This is a genomic window from Sedimentibacter sp., from assembly GCF_038562225.1.
GTDB lineage: Bacteria > Bacillota > Clostridia > Tissierellales > Sedimentibacteraceae > Sedimentibacter.
In genome coordinates, this window is the sequence record NZ_JBCFAS010000004.1 from 67,608 (window position 1) to 89,907 (window position 22,300).

20 protein-coding genes and 1 riboswitch are annotated in these 22,300 nt (G+C 43.3%); of the genes, 3 read left to right on the forward strand and 17 right to left on the reverse strand.

From position 1 onward, the window contains the following. Positions 1 to 25: 25 nt before the first annotated feature. The 4 genes from AAGU76_RS15240 to AAGU76_RS15255 form a co-directional block, all read right to left on the reverse strand. A complete protein-coding gene (locus AAGU76_RS15240; protein ID WP_342486383.1) occupies positions 26 to 880 on the reverse strand; it encodes a putative manganese transporter in 855 nt (284 codons plus the stop codon). 141 nt (positions 881 to 1,021) lie between these two features. Then, positions 1,022 to 1,297 (reverse strand): HU family DNA-binding protein, encoded by a 276-nt coding sequence (locus tag AAGU76_RS15245; protein WP_342486384.1) that lies wholly within the window; start codon positions 1,295 to 1,297, stop codon positions 1,022 to 1,024. 49 nt (positions 1,298 to 1,346) lie between these two features. Continuing rightward, a complete protein-coding gene (gene mazG, locus AAGU76_RS15250) occupies positions 1,347 to 2,780 on the reverse strand; it encodes a nucleoside triphosphate pyrophosphohydrolase (protein WP_342486385.1) in 1,434 nt (477 codons plus the stop codon). Position 2,781: 1 nt separating this feature from the next. Continuing rightward, positions 2,782 to 4,377 (reverse strand): polysaccharide biosynthesis protein, encoded by a 1,596-nt coding sequence (locus AAGU76_RS15255; protein ID WP_342486386.1) that lies wholly within the window; start codon positions 4,375 to 4,377, stop codon positions 2,782 to 2,784. 249 nt (positions 4,378 to 4,626) lie between these two features. On the opposite strand from AAGU76_RS15255, the gene AAGU76_RS15260 reads away from it, so the two are divergent. Both AAGU76_RS15260 and AAGU76_RS15265 read left to right on the forward strand, forming a co-directional pair. Next, positions 4,627 to 6,873 carry an ATP-dependent RecD-like DNA helicase gene (locus AAGU76_RS15260; protein ID WP_342486387.1) on the forward strand — a complete coding sequence of 749 codons (2,247 nt, stop codon included), beginning with the start codon at positions 4,627 to 4,629 and terminating at the stop codon, positions 6,871 to 6,873. A gap of 1 nt (position 6,874) precedes the next feature. Next, positions 6,875 to 7,597 (forward strand): ComF family protein, encoded by a 723-nt coding sequence (locus tag AAGU76_RS15265; RefSeq protein WP_342486388.1) that lies wholly within the window; start codon positions 6,875 to 6,877, stop codon positions 7,595 to 7,597. A 55-nt stretch (positions 7,598 to 7,652) separates the two neighbouring features. Here AAGU76_RS15265 and AAGU76_RS15270 read toward each other — a convergent pair whose 3' ends face one another. From AAGU76_RS15270 to AAGU76_RS15280, 3 genes are read right to left on the reverse strand one after another with little or no spacing between them, the layout of a single operon-like run. Continuing rightward, a complete protein-coding gene (locus tag AAGU76_RS15270) occupies positions 7,653 to 8,225 on the reverse strand; it encodes a 5-formyltetrahydrofolate cyclo-ligase (RefSeq protein ID WP_342486389.1) in 573 nt (190 codons plus the stop codon). 10 nt (positions 8,226 to 8,235) lie between these two features. Then, on the reverse strand, positions 8,236 to 8,853 hold the full coding sequence (locus AAGU76_RS15275; protein WP_342486390.1) for a site-2 protease family protein: 618 nt from the start codon (positions 8,851 to 8,853) through the stop codon (positions 8,236 to 8,238). 51 nt (positions 8,854 to 8,904) lie between these two features. Beyond that, the gene (locus tag AAGU76_RS15280) at positions 8,905 to 10,239 is read right to left on the reverse strand and encodes a hemolysin family protein (RefSeq protein ID WP_342486391.1); all 1,335 of its coding nucleotides are present in this window, start codon (positions 10,237 to 10,239) and stop codon (positions 8,905 to 8,907) included. Positions 10,240 to 10,622: 383 nt separating this feature from the next. On the opposite strand from AAGU76_RS15280, the gene AAGU76_RS15285 reads away from it, so the two are divergent. Then, complete coding sequence (locus tag AAGU76_RS15285; protein WP_342486392.1) at positions 10,623 to 11,201, forward strand: DUF5317 family protein; 579 nt, start codon at positions 10,623 to 10,625, stop codon at positions 11,199 to 11,201. A 46-nt stretch (positions 11,202 to 11,247) separates the two neighbouring features. Here the strand turns inward: AAGU76_RS15285 and AAGU76_RS15290 are convergent, their stop codons facing one another. From AAGU76_RS15290 to AAGU76_RS15335, 10 genes are all read right to left on the reverse strand, one after another. Next, positions 11,248 to 12,168, reverse strand: a complete 921-nt coding sequence (locus tag AAGU76_RS15290; protein WP_342486393.1) for an SPFH domain-containing protein — start codon at positions 12,166 to 12,168, stop codon at positions 11,248 to 11,250. Between the two features lie 13 nt (positions 12,169 to 12,181). Further along, positions 12,182 to 12,613, reverse strand: a complete 432-nt coding sequence (locus tag AAGU76_RS15295) for an NfeD family protein (protein ID WP_342486394.1) — start codon at positions 12,611 to 12,613, stop codon at positions 12,182 to 12,184. Positions 12,614 to 12,684: 71 nt separating this feature from the next. After that, positions 12,685 to 14,250 (reverse strand): peptidoglycan DD-metalloendopeptidase family protein, encoded by a 1,566-nt coding sequence (locus AAGU76_RS15300; RefSeq protein WP_342486395.1) that lies wholly within the window; start codon positions 14,248 to 14,250, stop codon positions 12,685 to 12,687. A gap of 79 nt (positions 14,251 to 14,329) precedes the next feature. Beyond that, on the reverse strand, positions 14,330 to 15,139 hold the full coding sequence (locus AAGU76_RS15305) for an RMD1 family protein (protein WP_342486396.1): 810 nt from the start codon (positions 15,137 to 15,139) through the stop codon (positions 14,330 to 14,332). 9 nt (positions 15,140 to 15,148) lie between these two features. Then, complete coding sequence (locus tag AAGU76_RS15310; RefSeq protein WP_342486397.1) at positions 15,149 to 15,970, reverse strand: RMD1 family protein; 822 nt, start codon at positions 15,968 to 15,970, stop codon at positions 15,149 to 15,151. 165 nt (positions 15,971 to 16,135) lie between these two features. Next, positions 16,136 to 17,092 (reverse strand): ABC transporter permease, encoded by a 957-nt coding sequence (locus AAGU76_RS15315; protein WP_342486398.1) that lies wholly within the window; start codon positions 17,090 to 17,092, stop codon positions 16,136 to 16,138. Beyond that, a complete protein-coding gene (locus AAGU76_RS15320; RefSeq protein ID WP_342486399.1) occupies positions 17,089 to 18,186 on the reverse strand; it encodes an ABC transporter permease in 1,098 nt (365 codons plus the stop codon). The genes AAGU76_RS15315 and AAGU76_RS15320 overlap by 4 nt, the downstream gene beginning before the upstream one ends. Continuing rightward, positions 18,179 to 19,714 (reverse strand): ABC transporter ATP-binding protein, encoded by a 1,536-nt coding sequence (locus AAGU76_RS15325; RefSeq protein WP_342486400.1) that lies wholly within the window; start codon positions 19,712 to 19,714, stop codon positions 18,179 to 18,181. The genes AAGU76_RS15320 and AAGU76_RS15325 overlap by 8 nt, the downstream gene beginning before the upstream one ends. Positions 19,715 to 19,834: 120 nt before the next feature. Further along, the gene (locus AAGU76_RS15330) at positions 19,835 to 21,025 is read right to left on the reverse strand and encodes a BMP family ABC transporter substrate-binding protein (RefSeq protein WP_342486401.1); all 1,191 of its coding nucleotides are present in this window, start codon (positions 21,023 to 21,025) and stop codon (positions 19,835 to 19,837) included. A 151-nt stretch (positions 21,026 to 21,176) separates the two neighbouring features. Beyond that, positions 21,177 to 21,277, reverse strand: a riboswitch (purine riboswitch). 107 nt (positions 21,278 to 21,384) lie between these two features. Beyond that, positions 21,385 to 22,140, reverse strand: a complete 756-nt coding sequence (locus tag AAGU76_RS15335; protein WP_342486402.1) for an exodeoxyribonuclease III — start codon at positions 22,138 to 22,140, stop codon at positions 21,385 to 21,387. Positions 22,141 to 22,300: the final 160 nt, after the last annotated feature.

Sequence of the window (22,300 nt, forward strand, 5' to 3'; positions counted from 1 at the left end):
TTCTTAGAATATTCTCCGTTTTTATTTACATGAACAATTGAATAAGCGTTCCTGCCAAAACCGATGCAGCATATATGTATAAAATTATCTTCAGATTGTCATTCATGTCTTCGTTTACCCTGAACAGCACCACCAGTCCGATTCCGGCTCCGGTAGACAGGCCTGCAACCACGGAGCCGAAGCTTAAGCTTCCTTCTATAAACAGCTGCGTGAGAATTACAGAAGCTGCGCAGTTTGGGATAAACCCTATTAAAGCAGCCAGTGCAGGCTGCAGCAGGCTGTCGGTCAGAAGAACCCTCGACAGATTGTCTTGCCCTATGAACGCTATGGCTGCGTTCAATACCAGCGTTGTGACTGTCATGAATGCAAAAATGTTAAGTGTGTGCCTGATTGCAGGCTTTAGAATGCCATGGCTTTCACAACCGCAATGCTCGTGTTCGCACATGTTGTGGAGAGCCTGTGACCTTTCCCAGTCCTTGTTCCTGCTGCCATTGAAAAATCTATTCAATATGAAATCTGCAAACAGCCCTGCCACCAGAGCAACGGCTACCTTCACAGATATTAATTTCAAAATCAGGCTTAAGTTGCCCGGATTGGACAACATCACCGGAATTGCTTCGTCCGATGTTGATATGAACACCGCTATGAGTGTTCCGGTTGTTATGATTTTTCCTGCGTAAAGGTTGGACGCTGCCACGGAAAATCCGCACTGCGGCACGGTTCCAAGCAAGGCTCCTCCGAAAACTCCGAATCTTCGAAGTCCCCTCACAAGCTTCTCGGAAGACTTGTGCTCTATATATTCTATTGCCAGATATGCTGCAAACAAAAAGGGCAGTATTTTAAGTGAATCAACAATTGTTTCCTCTAAAACTTCCCACATACTTCCTCCTGGTATTTGTACTTCCTGTATTTCCAATTATACGTTTATGTTTTGACGTTTGTCAACATATAAAAAGTTGCTGCACTCATAGAAAAAAGCCGTATGAACGGCTTTTAAATATTGTTAATATTAATTTCTAAATTAGTTTACAGCTTCTTTCAATGATTTTCCTGCTTTGAATACTGGAGCCTTTGATGCTGGTATGTCAATTGTTTCGCCAGGATTTCTAGGATTTCTTCCTTGTCTTTCTTTTCTGTCTCTAACTTCAAAAGTTCCAAATCCTACTAATTGAACTTTGCCGCCTGCTACTAGTTCTTCTTTTATTGTCTCCATGAAACCATTTAATGCTTTTTCTGCATCTTTCTTTGTAAATCCAGTTTTCTCTGCAACACTAGCAATTAAATCAGCTTTATTCATAAAAAACCCTCCTTAAAAAAAATGTAGTTTGTTTATTTTATCTAAATTCCTATTGGAACTTTGATTCTTCCCATAGCTCATCCATTTCTTTCAGAGTCATATGTTTTAAGTCTTTTGTAGCGTTTTTCTCAATATATTCAAACCTGTCGATGAACTTGTTAATTGTCCTGTTCAATGCCACATCCGGATTTATTTTTATAAACCGGGAAAGGTTAACCAAGGCAAACAACAAATCCCCAAATTCAGCTTCCATTTTGTTCATATCATTCTTGTCGTATTCTTCAATGAACTCTTCGAGCTCTTCCCTGATCTTAAGGATTGCTCCTTCCTTGTCGGGCCAGTCAAAACCCACTTCTGCAGCTCTTTTTTGTATCTTGTAGCTTCTGCTCAGCGGTGACAACGCCTTGGGAACATTTTTCAGGTTATCGGTATAAGTACTCAGGTTCTTTTCTTTTTTCTTGGATGCTTCCCAGCTTTCAAGAGCCTCTTCGGCATTTGATGCCTTTAGGTCTCCAAACACATGAGGATGTCTGGAATACATTTTCGTGCAAACGTTGGTCAGTATGTCGTTAATGTTGAAATATCCTTCCTCGCTTGCAAGCTCTGCGTGGAAAACCACCTGAAACAGCAAATCGCCCAACTCCTCAACCAAGTTGTCTATATCGTCGTTGTCGATTGCATCCACCACTTCATATGCTTCTTCAATCACATGCTGTCTAATGGAATTATGTGTCTGTTTTTTATCCCACGGACATCCGTCCGGGCCTCTGAGCACCTTGACTATCCTGCACAGATTATTTATATTATACACTGTGTTTTCAGAAATTTCAATAGGTAGAATGCAAATATATGTTGAAAATCCGTAATTTTTTTCTTGATCGAGCATAAAAAGAGGTATTTTTTTAACATTTTCTTCCAATACATCGATTATGAGCACGCCGGAAGCATCAGGATATGATTCCATTAGTTTCAATTTAAGCTGCGAAGCCATCTCCTCATCATAAACCTGTGTGACCACATTGAACGAATTTATGTCAAAGGAAAACTCATCGGCCTCCAGGCAGTCCAGAACTGCTATAGATTTGTAGTCTGAATACCCGGACAGCTTCATACACTTATCAAGAAAGCTTATTCCATCAATTATTATTGTATTTATTTCGTCTTTATATTCATCAGCGAGTTTTTTTGTTACTATATCGCCGTAGTACGGACTTCCGGCAGTGCAGTAGTTTATCATGCCGTGCTCCTTTGCAAGCTCCGCCACCCTTTCGGTTATCTTTTCGTAAACTTCCTCAAAGGACTGGTACTTTTCAAAATAGTCATCAAAACTCACTATCTCTTTTTCTTTTCTTAACTCGTTTACTATGGGATGCCTGTCGGTACGAACAAATGTGGGTATATTTTCACAGATTGCCTCGTACGCTTTCAGCGTAAGATCTTCCTTGCTTCCGGCTCCCAATCCTATGATTTGAACTGTATTCATGTTACTTCCTCACAAATCTCCTTAGTTTTTCTCCCTTTGGTATTAATTCAAGGTCTTCCTTTGTTATGGCTCCTGTAAGGAACAAACACACCACGTACACTGCCACTGCCGCCGCAATGGACCCCAGCGTCGCAAGGTTTCGGCTTCCGACTACTGCTCTGATAACTCTGAAGGAACCCCACACAACAGCACCCATGGCAGCTGACGAAAGCAGCGGCCTTGCAGTGACCTTCACAAGGTTGATCCTGATGCCGGAATTCAAGTTTATGTCTTTGAGGTTCAGCATGGCAACAGCCAAGTATGACACCGTGGTGCTGAATGCAGCTCCTCTTATATTGATGGAAGGCATTCCTATCAGTATATAGGAAAAGACAACTTTTACAACCAATCCCACGGCCAGGTTCTTGACCGGGTGGAACTGTTTGTTTACAGACTGCAGTATTGCCGTAAAGGACTGAACCAGAGTGAGAAATATCACGCTTATTGCCATTATTTCAAGAAGAGCGCCTGAGCTTGCATGCTTTGCAGGACCGATTGATGGATACAACAATGCTATTATCGGCTCTGCAAGCATGAACAGGCCAATGCCGCAGGGAAGACCGATTATCATTGCTATCTTCACTCCTGCATTAGCAGTATCGTTCAGCTTGTTATACTGTTTTCTTGTGAATGTTTCTGTTATAACAGGCACAAGGCTCATTGCAACTGCAGTTGAGAAAACCTGCGGAAAGTTGATGAGTGTCTGGGCTGTGCCGCTTAACTCTCCGTACATGTCAACAATTTCCAAGCTTGTGTAGCCTATGGCACTGAGTCTGTTTGAAACTATGTATGAATCTATCATTCCCATCAATGGCGCTATTGATGCACCGATTGTAATGGGAACCGCTATGTACAGAAGATTTTTTACTATGTCCCATACAGGTTCCGACTTGTTATGGGATGAAAGCTGAATCTCTTCCTTGATGCTTTTTCTGCTCATAAAAAACATGATGTAAATAAGTATCAGCGCCGCAACTCCTCCGGCTGATGCTCCGAATGTTGCTCCTGCTGCCGCTTCCTCAAGCCCCCTGCCCACCAATGCGTATGCCAGGTACAAACCGACAGCCACCCTGAAAACCTGCTCGATTATCTGAGACAGGGCTATGGGCATCATATTCTGTGTTCCCTGGAAAAATCCCCTGTATGCAGACAGAAGAGGCACGGCAAACAATGCAGGAACCAGTGCTATCATGGAGTAATATGATCCGGGGAAACCAAGAAATGTAACGAGGCTTCTTGCAAACACAAGTACGAGCAACGAAGATACCAGACCTATGAGGAACAGTCCCCAGCGTGATACCTTGTATACCTGGTATGCTCCCTCATAATTTTGAAGAGCTCTTTTTTCAGAAACTATTTTTGCTATTGCTGTGGGGAATCCTGCAAGCGACACCGTCAGCAACAGGTTGTAAATGTTGTAAGCTGGCTGGTAATAGCCTATTCCTTCCGTACCGATAAGGTTGGTGAGCGGAATCCTGTAAATGGCTCCCAGTATTTTTACCAGCAATCCTGCGATGCTTAAAATCGCAGCACCTTTGACGAAATTTTCCTTAGACATAGTAAATCCTTTCTTGCAAATAATATTTATTATATTATCATACGTTCATTTAACCGTAACAGACGGATATATTATCGCACACAAATGTTTATTTTTCCTAAATTTTTGCATTCTACGCTGTCTTAGTTTACCACAGTTCATTTCTATTTTAAAGAAAAATTTGCGGCAACTTTACTTTGCAATGCTGTTTTTGTTTCATATGTTTCCATTATATGATATAATTCTGTAAGTTAAACAAAGGAGCTGAGGATGGAAACACTTAAGGGCACCATTATCGAGACAATTTACCGAAACGACGAGAACGGCTACACCGTAGCGCTTCTGGAATCAGACAGCGACGTGGTCACAGTAACAGGAATTTTCAATTCCGACATAACCAGCGAAACCATAGAGGCATACGGCAAGAAGGTCAAGCATCCAAAGTACGGCGAACAGTTTCAGGTTGACATGTACAGCACGATACTGCCGTCAAGCCTTAACCAGATAGAAAACTACCTTTCCTCAGGCCTGATAAAGGGAATAGGAAAATATACAGCAAAAAAAATAGTCGAAGTCTTCAAGGAAGACACGTTCTCCATAATTCAGAAGAATCCGGAAAGACTCACGGAGGTTGAAGGCATCGGAGAGAAAAAGGCAGAGCTCATTGCCAAAAGCTTTGCAGAACAGTCGGACATCAAGGAAATCATGATGTTTCTGCAGAGCCATGACATCAGCACCAGCTACAGTGTGAAAATCTACAAGCAGTACGGAAAAAGCACCATAGGAGCAATTACCGAAAACCCATACCGGCTTACGGAAGACATATACGGCATAGGATTCAAGCTTGCTGACAAGATAGCATCGTCGCTGGGAGTTGAAAGATCCTCGCCTTACAGAATTACTTCCGGGGTCAGGTATGCACTGTTTGAGCATGCCCAGAGAGGACACACCTACGTTCCTTACACAATGCTACTGAACAGCATTACGGCTCTACTTGGCATTGATACGGACTGCGTTGAAAACGAAATGCGCAACATGGCCTTTACAGGCAAAATTCACATAGAAAAAATATACGACGAACAGGTTGTGTACTACGTTCCTTACCACATGGCCGAGGTTAATGTGTGCAGAGACCTCATAAACCTTGCCTCTGCAGACTTCGGCATGGAAGAGTCCCAAATTGAGCCTCATCTGATATCAGCCCAGGAGGAATCCTCAGTGACGCTGACGGAAATGCAGCGTGAAGCTGTGATTCAGTCTATACTCAACGGCGTAACGGTCATAACAGGAGGGCCGGGTACGGGAAAGACCACCATAATCCTGTCCATAATCAGGATTTTTGAAAAGATGTTCAAGAAAGTACTCTTATGTGCCCCAACGGGAAGAGCAGCCAAAAGAATAACCGAATCCTCCGGAAGGGAGGCAAAGACCATCCACAGAATGCTGGAATATGCCTATGGTGAAGATGACAGCAGCTTAAGCTTCAACAAGAACGAAGAATCGCCTCTTGACTGCGACGCTGTGATAGTCGATGAGGTTTCCATGGTTGACATACTGCTCATGAACAACCTTCTGAAAGCTGTAAGAAGAGGAACGCGACTTATACTTGTAGGCGACGTTGACCAGCTTCCTTCGGTTGGAGCAGGCAACGTACTGGGAGACATCATTGCAAGCAGCACCATCAAGACAATTCGCCTGGACACCATATTCAGGCAGTCAGAAGGAAGCATGATAGTCCAGAACGCCCACCTCATAAACAAGGGGGCTATGCCTGTTTACAACAAAAAGGATACAGACTTTTTCTTCATAAGGGAAATACGAAACGAGGACCTGATCCATCTGATTGTTGAGCTATATGACAGCCGGCTTCCGCAAAAATACGGCTACAACCCCTTAAGGGACATACAGGTTCTCTCTCCCATGAAAAAGGGAGAAGTTGGAGTCATTGAGCTGAACAGACACCTTCAGGCTGCAGTAAACCCTCCTTCAAGGCTCAAGAAGGAAAAAGCCTTCGGAAAGTACATTTTCCGTGTGGGTGACAAGGTGATGCAGGTGAAGAACAACTATCAGGCGGAATGGGTTATTCATGGTGGAGACGGACGTGAAATAACAGGTGAAGGCATTTACAACGGAGACATAGGTTACATCATGTTCATCAACGAAACTGAACAGATGCTCTACGTGCAGTTCGACGATGATAAGGAAGTCGGCTATCCATTCAGCCAGCTTGACGAGCTGATACTGGCCTATGCCACCACCGTGCATAAAAGCCAGGGAAGTGAATTTCCCGTGGTGATCATGCCCATGGTATGGGGCCCGCCCATGCTGCTCACAAGGAACCTTTTTTACACTGCCATAACTCGGGCTAAGAAGATGGTGGTTCTTGTGGGCATAGAAAAATACATGCGCGACATGGTAAACAACAACAAAATTGACAGGCGCTTTTCGGCCCTGGATTACAGACTGAGAAATGCGGTGGAAATGAACGCCATGCTGTCAGGAGGCTTCCTGGAATAAAATGAAATCATATTTCGAGTCACTGCTTGAAATTTTGTATCCCGAAAAGAACACGTGTTTCTTCTGCGGCACTTACGATGAAGAAATACAGGACCGATACATATGTGCTGACTGCGAAAAGAATGTGAGAAGAATCGTTCCGCCCGTGTGCCTCAGGTGCTCGAAGCCGGTGGAACCGGACTCACCGGCAGGACTGTGCACCGACTGCCGCTTGAGCAGCTGGAACTTTGAAATGTGCAGGTCCCCCTTTTGCTATGAAGGTTTGATAAAGAAAGGCATATACATGTTCAAGTACCATAACAAGCCGTACTTCTACAAATTTTTTGGAAAAAGCCTTGCCGGCTACATGAAAAGCATTTGCTACACAGACTTCGACCTGATTGTGCCGGTTCCCCTGCACCGCTCTAAAATGAGAAAGAGAGGCTTCAACCAGTCCAAACTCGTGGCCTCATACATTTCAAGAGATTTTTCAATCCCCATGGCTGAGGTGCTCAGAAGGATCAGAAAAACTCCTAAGCAAAGCGAAATGTCACGGGAAGAAAGAAGAGCAAACATGGAAGACGCCTTTTCTCTTAAAAACGAAAAAATGGCTGATTTGCTCAAAGAGAAGACTGTTCTTCTGGTGGATGACGTATTCACCACAGGCTCCACCGCTGACGAATGTTCAAAGGTTCTGAAACAGGGCGGCGCAGATAAGGTATATGTAATAACCATAGCAAGGTAAAAAATAAAAATCAGGCAAAGCCTGATTTTTACATTTAATTCTTAACTCTTAATTATTAATTGGTGTATATGTTCTTTTCCGTAATTATCATATCCATCTTCACATCATAGTCTTCGCTTGGGACTTCATCAAGAACCTGGAAGTCATAGGCAACGGCCAAAGCCTTTGCAGATTTTTTGAGCTTTGCCAGTATCCTGTCGTAATACCCCTTTCCGAAGCCGATGCGGTTTAACTTCCTGTCAAACACCACGCCGGGCACAACGACCAAATCGAACTCCTCCGGTTCTACCGGCCTTATTTTTTCAAGAACAGGCTCCAGGTAACCGAATTTGCTGAGAACAAGATCATCATCCGTGCTCTTAAGCTCCGACGGAATGATGACAGTGTTCACCGTGTCTGTGTAAGGTATCACAACCTTCTTTTTCTCCGACAGCATCCTTTCAATGAGAGGCATGGTTTTAACTTCGTTGTTGAAGTCCATGTAAACAAAGACAACCCTGCTTTGGTTGTATTCTTCTGTCTGCGTAAGTTTTTCCATGATGATGGAGCTTTTTTCCTCTGCTTCATCCTTGTCCATGGAATTTCTTAACGCAAGTATTTTCTTTCTAAGTTCATTTTTTTCTTCCATAGAAACCTTCCTAGAACACCAGAGTAATCAACATATTGTAAACAACGCTGATGATGGGGCTTATTATCAGGCTCACGCCGTTAAAAACTATCAGAAGAAGCATTGCAAACCTCAGGTGGTCGTAATACCTGTAGTAGAAGTTCCATACCCTTGCTCCTCCCAAGCTTCCCAGAATGTGGTGTCCGTCTAGGGGCGGCAGCGGTATAAGGTTGAATATCATCAAAACCAGATTTATCACAACCGTGTTCTGGAGCACTTCCCAGATTATCTGCCCAAGCTGGGAATATGGAAGAAACATGTCGGCAGCCTTGAGCAGCAGCACAAACAAAAATGCGGTCAAAAAGTTAGCCAGCGGTCCTGCAATAGACACTATGGCATCATCTCTCCGTGGATTTTTGAAGTTTCTTGAGTTTATCATAACCGGCTTGGCCCAGCCGAAGCCGAAAAGAAGCAAACACATGAATCCCATTGGGTCCAGATGCTTCAACGGGTTTAACGTAAGTCTCCCCTGCATTAAGGGAGTGTCATCCCCCATTTTGACTGCCGCATAGCCGTGAGAAAATTCATGTATTGAAATTCCCAGCAGAATGCCGGGCAGCACCAACAATTTATTTATCAAATAGCTCATAATTCCTCCTTGTATTATAATAATACAAGACTTAGCTTAAATTTTTCTGTATTAATCCACATAATCCGCTGTGTCTTGATTCTTGTACACAATGGCAGTTTCAAGCCTTCTGCCCTTTATTTCCGTTATTTTGATGAGAAGACCGTATTCTTCAAGCTCAAGTGTGCTTCCATCCTCCGGTATTATGCCCAGCACTCCGAAAACAAGCCCGCCAAAGGTGTCAAAATCTTCATCGGGAAGACTTATTCCAAGCTCCCTTGATACGTGGTCAAGATATGCAGATCCCTTTATTTTCCAGGTATCCTCATCTATCTTTTCAATGGTTGGCTCTTCCGGCGGCAGGTAGTCGTCGTCAAAGCTGCCCACAATCTGCTCTATCAGATCATCCATGGTTATTATTCCGCTCATTCCGCCGTACTCGTCAAACACAACAGCAAAATGGTTTCTTGTTTTTTTCATGTTCTGAAACATTACGTCGGTTCTCACTGTTTCCGGAACATAGTATGCCGGCTTTATGGCCTTGTCCATGACATTTTGTCTGGATTTGTCCTTAAGCCTGAAATAATCCTTAACGTTCAAAACTCCCAGCACGTTGTCGGCGCTTCCGTCACAGACCGGGTACCTGGAGTGTCTGCTCTCGATTATCTTCTGCTCCCACTCCTCATCGTCTTCATCAAGCCACAGAATATTGACCTCTGTCCTGTGAGTCATTACTTCTTCTGCCGTCTTGTTGTCAAACTCGAATATGTTTTGAATCATTTCCTTTTCACTGATGTTGATGGAGCCCTTTTCGCTTCCCACATCCACCATCATCCTGATGTCTTCCTCTGTAACTTCCTCATCTCCTGCATTGGGATCTATGCCCAACAGCCTCAGCACTCCGTTTGTAGAAGCCGTAAGCAGCCAGACCAGCGGTTTAAACACCTTAGATATGAAGTACAGCAGTCCTGACATGAACAGGGCCATCTTTTCCGCATTGTTCATGGCAACCCTCTTTGGCACCAGTTCTCCGAACACAAGGGTGAAATATGACAATATCAATGTTATTACAATGACCGATATTGTATTCAAGGTAGAAGCAGGAATGCCCACTCCTGTGCCTATCAAAAATCCGGTCAGCCTGCTTGCAAAGTTATCAGCAGCGAAAGCACTTCCAAAGAATCCGGCAAGCGTAATTCCCACCTGAATTATGGACAGAAACTGTGAGGGCTGCAAAGTGAGTATGCTGAGCCTGATGGCTCGTTTATCCCCTTCTGCTGCCATTTTTGCCATTCTGTTGTCATTCATGGAAATAACTGCAATTTCTGCCGAAGCAAAAACAGCATTTACAAAAATCAATATGACCTGTAAAAACAACGGACCCAAAACCGAGCCTTCCTCAAACAAATTGATAACCTCCTATAATGTAACAAATATTAAAAAGTTGCTCCGCAACTCCGCTATGGGGACCTATGTCCCCCTTCGGCGCAAAACTGCTTTCGCATTTTTGCTGAGCACCCCCCTTGACGGCAAGGACGTCCCGTCCTTTGCAATCCTCGTTTTTAATATAATAAGAAAGAGAACTTTCTTATTATATTAAAAAGTTGCTCCGCAACTCCGCTATTATGTAGAATCTGCCTATTATGTGAAAAATAATATCATATATATTATAGCCAGTCAATTCATTTATTATATGCAGTTTCAATACATCCTGCAATTTTGTTCAAATAAAAGTTGATATAATCGGATATATATTGTAGAATTATTGTATACATACCTTGGAGGGAAAAATGTTTTTTGAAGCATTGATTTTAGGTGTTTTGATTGGTATAGCAAGAAGAGGAAGGATATCCCGACTGGCATACGTTAACTTTAGCGGCCGGCCGCTCATTTATGCTTCCGCTTTGTTTTACCTGGGTATAATAATAATGAATCTGGGACTTTACGACTACAGTTCATTTTTGTATGCAGGATTTCTGCTTGCTTCATTTGTTTTGACGCTGGTATTTCTGCTTTTGAACATAAACATGAAATTCATGTTTGTTCCCCTTGCGGGACTTGCACTGAACCTGGTTGTATTTCTTGCAAACGGATTTAAGTTTCCCCTGGCTGCCGATGCTGCAGCAAAAATATACGGAGCGGAGATTTATGAGCTTCTTCTGGGGGGAAAGGTGGTTTTCTTCACAGCTGCCGAAGGTGCGCGTCTTAGTTTTCTGGGAAACATAATTCCCATAGGAAGTCTTTCTCTTGTGAGCATCGGAGACCTGGTTGCAGCTGTCGGTGTAACACTGGCAGTACAGGCCATAATATCGGATAAGTTCATACAAAACAGAAGCAGAATCACATTTTCCAAGAACATACTGCGTTAGGTATAAAATTAACGCGCCCTCGGGCGCGTTTTTTGTTTGTTGTCTATTAATCCTTTATGGTTTCCTTCAGTGCGGATGCAAGTCCTGCCAGGGACTGAACTTCCGAAGGTATAATTATCTTCGTTGCCTGTCCGTTAGCGGCCTTTTCGAAGGATTCGAAGCTTCGAAGAGTCAGTACTTCCTTAGATGGAGCAGCCTCTCTTATCATCTTTATACCTTCCGCTGTTGCCTTTTGAACGTTAAGAATTGCTTCTGCCTCACCTTCGGCTTCTCTGATTGTAGCTTCCTTCTTGGCCTCTGCCCTTAAAATTGCAGACTGCTTCTGGCCCTCTGCTTCAAGAATGGCAGATTCCTTCTTGCCTTCTGCCACAAGAATTGCTGCATTTTTTTCGCCTTCTGCCTTGAGGATTGATTCCCTCTTTTCTCTTTCTGCCTTCATTTGTTTTTCCATGGCATTCTGGATTTCTTTCGGCGGAATTATGTTCTTCAGCTCAACCCTGTTTATTTTTATTCCCCATGGGTCCGTTGCCTCATCCAGCACAACCCTCATCTTGGTGTTTATGATTTCTCTTGAAGTGAGCGTCTGATCCAGCTCCAAGTCACCTATGATGTTACGAAGCGTTGTAGCCGACAGGTTTTCAATTGCCATTATGGGATTTACAACACCATAAGTATACAGCTTGGGGTCAGTAACCTGGAAAAATATTACCGTGTCTATCTGCATTGTTACATTATCCTTTGTTATAACAGGCTGCGGCGGAAAATCAAAAACCTGTTCCTTCAGCGTGATTTTCTTCGCTACCTTGTCTATGAGAGGCATCTTTATGTGAATTCCCACGCCCCATGTTGATTGATATGCTCCCAAGCGCTCTATAACATATGCATTGGCCTGCGGAACTATTCTGATGCTTGTAGCGATAACTACTATCACAACAAACAGTAAAAATATAAAACCTAAATATTCCATCCTTTACCTCCATTTATTTTCTTTTCACTATGAGTTTTACTCCGACGATGTCCTTTACAACAACAATTTCATCCTTTTGGATTATATCTCCGTCCTGGCTTTTTGCAGACCATACCTGACCTCTTGCCTTGACGGTTCCCTCGTTGTTAATGTTGTTTATCTCGGATTCAACCTTCACGTGCTCACCTATGAGGCTCTCTGCATTGGTCTTTATCTTTCCGACCTTAAGGTGTTTCACTGCCACCGGTCTTGTCAGGAACAGGGTTAAAAGGGATACTGCGAGAAAAACAACCACCTGCACTTCTATTCCTACTCCCGTAAAGTGAATCAGCCATGCTGCAAGAGCACCGGCTGCAAACCATATGGTCGTGAGACCAAGCGTTAGGGCTTCTATAATGACACATGCGGCCATTGTCAAAAGCCATGCCCATCCTATATATTCCATAATATCCTCCTTTATGGCACCATATTAATTATATACCACTTTTAGATTCAGGTAAACATTTTTCAGCTCAATTAATCAATTATGCCGCTTAGGGTCTGATAAGGATTTACATAAGTGTTGTAAATGCTCACAGCGTAATGAAGGTGCGGTCCTGTGGAGAATCCCGTTGTTCCCACTGTCCCTATGATATCTCCCTTAACTACTTTCTGTCCTTTCTCTACTTCAATGGTGTCCAGATGGTAGTAGGATGTGAATAATCCCATCCCGTGGTCTATAACCACGGTATTGCCCGGTGAAAGAAGCCCTTCCATGGCAAAAACCACTATGCCGCTGTTAGGAGCAGCAACAGGCGTACCCTTGTCTGCCGCCAGATCCAGACCTGAATGCCTGGAGGATGACATTTCGTTGTTCACATATCTGATTTCGGCAAAGTCAGTTGTAAGCTCACCTGCAACAGGCATCAAAAACGTTCCTTCCCACAGCTTTTCATTTGATGACACGCTTCTGGCAGGCTTCACAAGCTCCGCAAATTCAAGGATGGCTGCATTGTCGTTGTTTGTCTGATTCATCTCTTCCGATACGGTAAGGTACTGTGTCTTGAAGCTCTTGCCTTTTACCGTGAACTTTCCTCCCACCGTGTATTCGTTGTTTTTACCCTTGTTTATTACAGCCGTAATATCATAATCCTGGGCTGATGCATTAATATCGATGGGTAATATGCAGATGGTTCTGTCCTTGTAAACATACGTCTCTGTGCCTGTCTTTACGGCCTTCGTACTGATGTCAACTGTCTCTCCTTCATTCAGGTTGTCTATGTACAAAAGAAGAATATTGCCCGGGTAATTTTCCTTCGTTACCACAGACAATCCCACCGGTCGATCCACCTGAGCAAAAAAACTGACTGTCTGGCTTCCGAAACTTTCCGATCCTGTTTTCATGAGCCACTGGGACTGGCATTCCACATAATATTCGCCGTCAGAAACTGCCTTTGCCAATACGTCATTTATGCTGTTTCCTGCAGCCACCAGGGTTCCGTCCTTATAAATCCTAGTTACCTGACTGTCCGGCTTTTCCTCCAGCCACAGCTCCACCACGTCCCCGTCTGCTAGACTGACTGCTTTTTCTCTTTCATCGGAAGTTTGAAGCAGCCCTTCCTTCTTGACATAGTGACCGTCGATGTCCTTGTATGTCCAGTCATACCTTATTTCCGCAACCTTTTCCTCGCCGTTTACCTTTAGGCCGGCGTCGTAAATGGTATCATCAACATATACATAAGAAAAAATCTGATTCAAAAACAAGGACCTTGCCTCCTTATCCCTTACTTTGTACACCTTTTCGCCCTTTTGAACATAGGCTGCCTTATTTTCGGTATCAAAATAAAGGGTGTAGAAGTCATCTCCCCTTGATGTTACCACATTTATCTGGTAGGGAAACATTTTTGAAGTGTCCCTGTCAACCTTATCTATTTTGTTCAAAGCGTCAATCACTTGCTTTGCATCATCGCTGTCTTTGGATATGACCGTTTTTTCACCATTCATTGTGTTGACGGCTTCGATTTGAGTTATGCTTGATATGGAATATCTGCACCCTGCAGCCAGCAGAACAGATAGCAGCAAAATCAATGTAATCTTTTTCATAATGCCTCCTTTTTCTTAGTTTTTATTTTTAAGGAGCTTTTATACATTATATTTAAGATACCGGTTTTTATTCTATTTGTCACGATATGAGGTGCATGAGCGGAAACATGCTTAAAAGAAGCACTTCAAAAAACAAAAGCCTCATTTCTGACTTGTTGTATCTGAAGTCGAAGTATTCTCCGGTTATGGAGTCCAGTATGTTGGTGCGGTTTGTCAAAACCGAATACCTTTCTCCCAGCTCGAAAAAATTGCTGAACGCATCAAAAATCTGCCTGGATTCCATGGTGACAAACTCTGAAGGCCTATCGAGGATTCTGGCACTTTCAACGGTCATATACTTGTATCTAAGACACTTGGCAATTGTTGAAGCAACCTTTTTCGTGTTTGCCCTGAGCCTGCCCCTGTTAAGAAGGGCGATGAAATTTTCTGCCTCGTCAAGGGCAGCATTAAGCTCGCTTTCTATCATGTAAAGCTCCGTTGACTTTGCCAGTATGCACGCTACGATGTCATCCACCGTCCTGCTGTACCTGAACCATTCCTCTGCATCTTCCCACAAAAGTGCGTACCCGTCCTCGTTCACGGTTATGGTGTGCATTTCATGGTACTGTGCCGGCATTTTTTTATCCAGTTCCACAAAAAGCTTGTTCAGGTAGTCAAGAAACGTGTAGTACTCGTTGAGGTCAAAGTTCAAAAACGTTATAACTCCGTATCTAAACAGGTACACCGCCTTATTTTCGGAAGCGTACTTCAATATCTTTTCTATTTCGTTGCCATCTATTTTTATGAATTCCTTCCATCCGGCATCCTGCCTTATGTTGAAGTGTGCGGCCAGCTGACCCAGCGGAAGCTTCCCTGCAGCCTTATATGTGTAGAAATTTATTCTTTCCATGGCACACCTCTATTTGAACAAATCGAGAATCATGAGCACAACTTCAATAACAATCAGTATCACCACAATCCATTCCATGAACAGACCTCTCATGGAGTGGCTGATGGAGGAAAGTCCATCCACTATGCTTTTCAGAATTTCTGTCTTGCTCTTGATTACCTCATAACGGTCGTTCAGTTCGAAGAACTCGGACATCCGCTCATAAAAATGGGCTGCCTCGCTGTTGACCCAGGTTATGTCCGGCTTGTCGAGAATCATTATATAAGCTATTGTGTTGTATTCGTGTCTTACAATTTTTGAGGTTGTGCTTGCCAGTTCCTTGTTGCCGATGTTAAGCTTCCCTTTCTCAAGGTTATCGATTTTGCTTTCAATGTTGTCAAGAATTTTCCCAAGCTTCTCCTCTATTCTTTCCAGAGCCACTGATTTGGCGATAACAATGGAAATAAGCTCCGGATAAAAAAGCTCCATGTTTGGTATCTGCACAAAGCTGTCTGTAAACTCGATTTCTTCCCCTTCCACCAGGTGCAGGTTGTAATCATCCTTGAACGTGTTGTAGTGCTCGATGTCTATGTCAGGCTTGACATTTTTCAGGTACTTCATGAATATCTCAGTGTGACGGGCATCGGAGTTGATGAACACGATGCTGCCGAATGAAAACACAAGAACCTTTTCGCCTTCCCTGGCCTGCTCTTTGAGAATTGTCTCAAGTATTCCTTCCTGAAGAATAAGCGGCTCCTCCCATGTGTACTTTTTCTTGATGCCGCATTCAACCGCAATCTTGTTAAGATCAATTTCATTAGTTACTGCATAGGTTTTAAATTCTAAATTCATAGACTCACTCACCGCTCTCTTTAAGATAAAAGTGTTTACATTATGTATACCCACATTTGCCGTCAACTATAACAGATTATATTGTTGTTACCTCTATTGTAAATCAATATCCTTAATTTAGCAATATAAAAGACCGGCGAACCGGTCTGTATGCTTTATAATTATTTACCTTTCTTCCCTGAAGTAGTTTACGCCGCAGCTTGCAGGCTGCCTGTTTTCCTTGGATTTTCTTATTGATGTTATTACCAGCACCAGTGCCGTTATGAAGAATGGCAGCATGTCGTAAAATGCACTTGGTATAGTTATCCACGTTTTAGGGAAGTAGTACTTCAGGATGTTGAATGCTCCGAATATATAGGAACCGAAAATGGCTTTAGTGGGGCTCCATGATGCAAATATAACCAAGGCCACCGAAATCCATCCCATTCCGTTGACGCTGTTGCTCATCCACACTCCGCCGCAGATGATCATGGATGCATAGGCACCACCAATACCGCAGATTCCTCCGCCCAGCAGCACGTTAAGATACTTCAGTTTTGCAACCTTTATTCCTGCTGCATCGGCAGCTGCAGGATTTTCTCCTATTGCCCTTAAATTAAGGCCTGCCTTTGTGTGGTTAAGGTAGATGCTGCAGGCTATAGCCACCGCCAGCGCCAGATACACAAAGGGGTTGTACTGGAACAAAAGCTTGCCCAAAACAGGGATGTCGCTTAAGACCGGAATGCTTACGTTGCTTATTTGTGCAGTGATGCCTTCCGGAAGCTTAAGAGAACTTGTGCTGGTATTTACAAGCATGTATTCTCCCACGAAATTAGAGAGACCAGTGCCGAATATGGTCAGTGTGAGACCTGTAACATTCTGGTCAGCCATAAATGTCACAGTGAGAATCGCATATATGAGTGCACCCAGCATTCCGGCAGCAAAGGCTGCAATCAATGCTACAAGAAAATTGTTGCTGAAGTAGCCTGCCATGAAACCTGCACAAGCCCCCATGGCCATCATACCCTCAACGCCAAGGTTCAGGTGTCCGGATTTCTCACTTATTATCTCGCCCACGGTTCCGAAAAGCAGCGGTGTTCCTGCAAATACTGCAGCAATCAGAAAATTTATGAACATGTTCATTGATGGCCACCTCCCTTGCCTCTGAATACAAATTTATATCGGATGTAAAATTCACATCCCAAAATGAAAAACAATATTATTCCCTGCAATACATCTGCCGAATAGGTTGAAATACCGTAGGTTGACTGCATGACGCTGCTTCCCTTTTCTAGAACGCTGAACAGGAACGATACCCACAGAATGCTTATTGGGTTAAGATTTGCAAGCCATGCCACTATGATTGCCGTAAAGCCGACTCCTCCTGCCACAGAAGAAGCAAGAGTCATGTCAGAACCTGCTGACTGTATTACGCCTGTTATGCCGCAGATGCCTCCGCTGAGTATCATTGTACGCAGTATGATCTTTTTGACGTTCATGCCTGCATATCTGGCTGTTGCCTGGCTCTCTCCAACAACACTTATTTCATAGCCGTGTTTTGTGTAGCTGAGGTAGACATATACCACCACAACCAGCAAAAGTCCTACTATCCATCCGAACTGAACGCCAAAAACCTTGTCTATCTGAGAGTTGGCTACAAATCTTGCTATTTTCGGGAAACCTGATGAACCCGGATCCTTCCAAGGGCCGTCACGCAGGAAGGAAATAATATGCAGTGCAATGTAGTTAAGCATCAGCGTGAAAAGAGTTTCATTTGTTTCAAATCTTGATTTGAAATATGCAGGTATCAATCCCCACAGACCTCCTCCTGCAAAGCCTGCCATGAACATTACCAAGAGCAGCAGTGCATGAGGCCAGTCGCTGTGAAACAGCGCGAAGTATGATGAGCAAATGGCCCCTACGATTATCTGTCCCTCGGCTCCTATGTTCCAGAAACGCATCTTGAATGCCAGCGTAACCCCAAGGGATGATATCAAAAGAGGTATCATGAACTTCACCGTAGCCTGGACTGCCATCTTGCTTCTGAAAGCCCCGGATATTATTGTTCCGTACAGCTCCAGCGGACTGTGGCCCAGTATGACTATGAACAGCCCTCCTGCCAGAAGAGCCATGGCAAAGGCAATAATCCTCAGCCTCATTATCTCCCGCTTTGAGCGCTCCTTTGATTTCACTATACGAACCAGGGGTTCTTTTGCTTTATTCAGTTTCTCACTCATCAGAATCAACACCTCCCATGGTTCTTCCTGTCATCATAAGTCCTATATCTTCCTTGGTTGTTTCCTTGGCATCCACTATTCCCTTTACTTCCCCATGGCACAGAACCATTATCCTGTCTGATATCTCCAGCAGCACGTCCAGGTCCTCGCCAATGAACAATATGGCAACTCCCTTTTTCTTCTGCTCATTAAGAAGGTCGTAAATCACGTAGGAAGAGTTTATGTCAAGACCCCTAACAGGGTATGCCGTAATGAGCACATTCGGATTGGAGTCTATCTCCCTTCCCAGAAGAACCTTCTGCACGTTTCCTCCCGACATCATTCTTACAGGAGTTTCAACGCTGGGCGTAACAATTTCCAGCTTCTTTTTCAGTTCTTCAGCAAGTTTTTTTGAAGGCTTCCTGTCCGTGAAGAATCCCTTGTTCTTTCTGTAGGATTTGAGCATCATGTTCTCCACCATTCCCATGGAGCTCACAAGTCCCATGCCGAGACGGTCCTCAGGCACAAAGCTCATGCTAATGCCAAGATTTATTATCTCATCGGGAGATTTCCCGATTATATTTTCCTTGTTGCAGAGCACTGCCCCTTCCTTGACTTTCAAAAGACCTGCTATTGCTTCGCAGAGCTCTTTTTGTCCGCTGCCTGCTATTCCGGCCACACCCAGGATCTCTCCGCTTTTCAGCTTGAAGTTCACTCCCCTTAAGGCATATGTTCCGTCATCATTTACAACCGACAAATCCACGGCCTTGAGAACCGTGTGCTTGTGTTCTACTTCAGGCCTGTCAATTTTCAGGCTCACAGGCCTTCCAACCATTAGTTCGGTAAGCTTGTTTTCATTGGTTTCCTTTGTGTTGACAGTGTCTATGAGCTCTCCCTTTCTCAGTATGGCCACCCTGTCGCTTATTTCCATAACCTCGTTTAGCTTGTGGGTTATTATAATGATTGCACTTCCCTGCTCCTTCATCTTTCTCAGGATTACAAAAAGCTTTTCTATTTCCTGCGGAGTAAGCACGGCGGTAGGCTCGTCCAGTATCAGTATCTTTGCACCCCTGTAAAGCACCTTCAGGATTTCAACGGTCTGCTTTTCACTGACAGACATGTTGTACACCTTTTTTTCCGGGTCGATTTCAAGTCCGAATTTGCTGCAGATGTTTTGTATTTTTTCCTTCAGCAGCTTCGGCTTCATGTACCTTTCCTTTGTTCCCAGCACTATGTTATCCATGGCGCTTAAAACTTCGACCAGTTTGAAATGCTGATGTATCATACCGATTCCAAAATCAATTGCTTCGGTCGGTGAACTTATGGCAACTTCCTGTCCTGCCACGGATATGGTACCGGCATCCGGATAGTAAATGCCGGAAAGCATATTCATCAAAGTTGTCTTTCCTGAGCCGTTTTCACCGAGCAAAGCAAGAATTTCGCCATATTTGATTGTTAGGTTAATGTTGTTGTTTGCAACCACGCTTCCAAAGGTTTTTGAAATTCCCTGAAGCTCAATCGCATATCTTGTTTCGTTTGATTTTGACATACTAGCTCCTATCTTGTTTCTTTTTATTAATGAGAACATGGCAGGTTCCACCTGCCAGTTCCTTGTACTAATAACAATAAGGGGTTTAATAACCCCTTATTGTATATTTCAGACTTTTTGCTATTTTACTGTTACAGTCTTGAAGTACCAGTTGATTCCTCCGGTGATTGCTGCATCATCCAAAGTCTTTCCTTCTTCTCCCACAGTCTTGCCGTCGTTTGTTTCTATAACACCGTCGAATACGTTGAAGCTTCCATCAAGTATGCTTGCTCTTGCAGCTTCGATTGCATCAGCAGTGCCGTCTGCTACTATTGACTCGTTTAAAGGAGATATGTCAACCAGTCCTTCAGCCATTCCGCCGAAGTAGTTTTCGCCTTTCCATGTTCCGTTGATAACCTTCTCAACAGCCCATGTATAGTATGCTGACCAGTTCCAAACTGCAGATGTAAGAGTTGCCTTCGGAGCGTCCTTTGACATGTCTGAGTTGTATCCTATACCGAATGCACCGGCCTTTTCAGCCTCAAGCTGCGGGTTAGGGGTATCGCAGTGCTGTGCTATTACGTCACAGCCTTCAGCAAGAAGTGCCTTTGCTGCATTTGTTTCTTCTTCAGGTGAATACCAGCTGTTTGTTACTTTTACATATACTTTGGCATCCGGGTTAACAGAGTACACGCCCATTGCAAAAGCGTTGATGCCTCCGGTTACCTCTGAGTTTTCCTGTCCCATGGCTGCAACATAACCGATCAGGTTGGATTTTGTCTTAAGACCTGCTGCGATTCCTGAAAGGTATCTTGCTTGATAGATTCTTCCAAAGTAGTTGTTCAGGTTGCTTCCGTTGCTCTTGTACCCTGTTCCGTGTGAGAATATTACGTCAGGATATTCTTCTGCCAAAGCTTCCATTGTGTCCATGTATCCCCAGCTGGTTCCGAATATTATGTTTGCGCCTTCCTCGATGCATTCGAGAATTGCTGTTTCAGTTGCTGTAGGGTCTGTGTCATTTACGTTGTTCTTGCGGATTATCTGGCTGTCGCTTAATCCCAGGGACTTCTGCATTCCTACTATTCCCTGGTCATGAGCAAATGTGTAGCCTGAACCGTCTGCAGGATTTCCGATGTGGATAACTCCTATTTTTATGTCTTCCTTAGCAATTGCAGGAAACAATCCTTCTGTCTTTGGTTCTTCCTTAGCAGGCTGTTCAGCTGCAGGTTTTTCTGCTGCCGGTTGTTCAGCTGCAGGCTGCTTGGATGTACATGCAGTGAAAAGAGATAATGTCATTAAAAGTGTTAAAATGATGCTGATAAATTTTTTCATTAGTATCCTCCATTAAATTTTTTAAACCTTTTTTATATGAGAAAAAGCTTCGCTTTTCGCATAATTCGTTAAATTTCGCCAAAGGTGTCGCTAATGTAGAATTCAGCATCATTAAACAAAAATGCGAATAGGTAATCTATCCGCATCGTTATAATAAAATAAACCACTCAATAGTCAAACAATTTACGGCTGTTTGGTAGAAACTAGGATCCATATCATCCATATTATATTGATGCTGTATTCAATTCAATTGACTACTGTATTATACCTTATAAAACAGGAATAAGCAATAGCATATTTGTAAATAATTTTCGTATTATTGGTTAATATTTACTTAAATTTATTGATATATTTCGTATTTAATCCCTGATGGCAAGTCCAACCGGGCAGTGGTCGCTGCCGAAGATTTCCGACCAGATGAATGCATCCTCCAGTTCTTCTTCAAATGACTCAGAGACAATGAAGTAATCTATTCTCCATCCGATGTTTCTTTCCCTTGAATTTGCAAAGTTTGACCACCAGGAATAGGCTTCCTCCCTGTCAGGATAGAAATATCTGAATGAATCCGTAAATCCGGCCTGAGTGAGTTCGGTCATCTTTTGCCTTTCCTCGTCCGTAAATCCTGCATTCTTTCTGTTTGTCTTTGGATTTTTAAGGTCAATTTCCTTGTGGGCAACATTCAAATCTCCGCACATTATTACTGTCTTGGTTTCATTCAGCTTCTTGAGGTAGCTTCTGAAATCATCCTCCCACTTCATTCTGTAGTCAAGCCTCTCAAGCTGCCTTTTGGAATTTGGTGTGTATACATTAACAAGATAAAACCTGTCAAACTCCAGTGTTATGACTCTTCCTTCCTTATCGTGCTCCTCTATGCCTAATCCGTAAGAAACACTAAGGGGTTCTATTTTTGAAAATACAGCTGTCCCGGAATATCCTTTCTTTTCGGCATAGTTCCAGTAACCCAGGTAACCTTCCGTATCAAGTTCGATTTGTCCGGCCTGAAGTTTCGTCTCCTGGATGCAGAAAATATCGGCATCCAACTGCCTAAACGCATCCATGAACCCTTTATTCACACAGGCCCTCAGCCCGTTCACATTCCATGACACTAATTTCATACGTTCTCCTTTTTGTAATTGAATCACTTTATTTTTTTATGTTTTTATTATAATATAACACGAATATACATATTTTCAACCGTCTATTTAAAATAAATGGTATAAAACGTCAAAGCATGTTATAATAAATACTGCTAATGAAACAAAGGCTAATGCCATA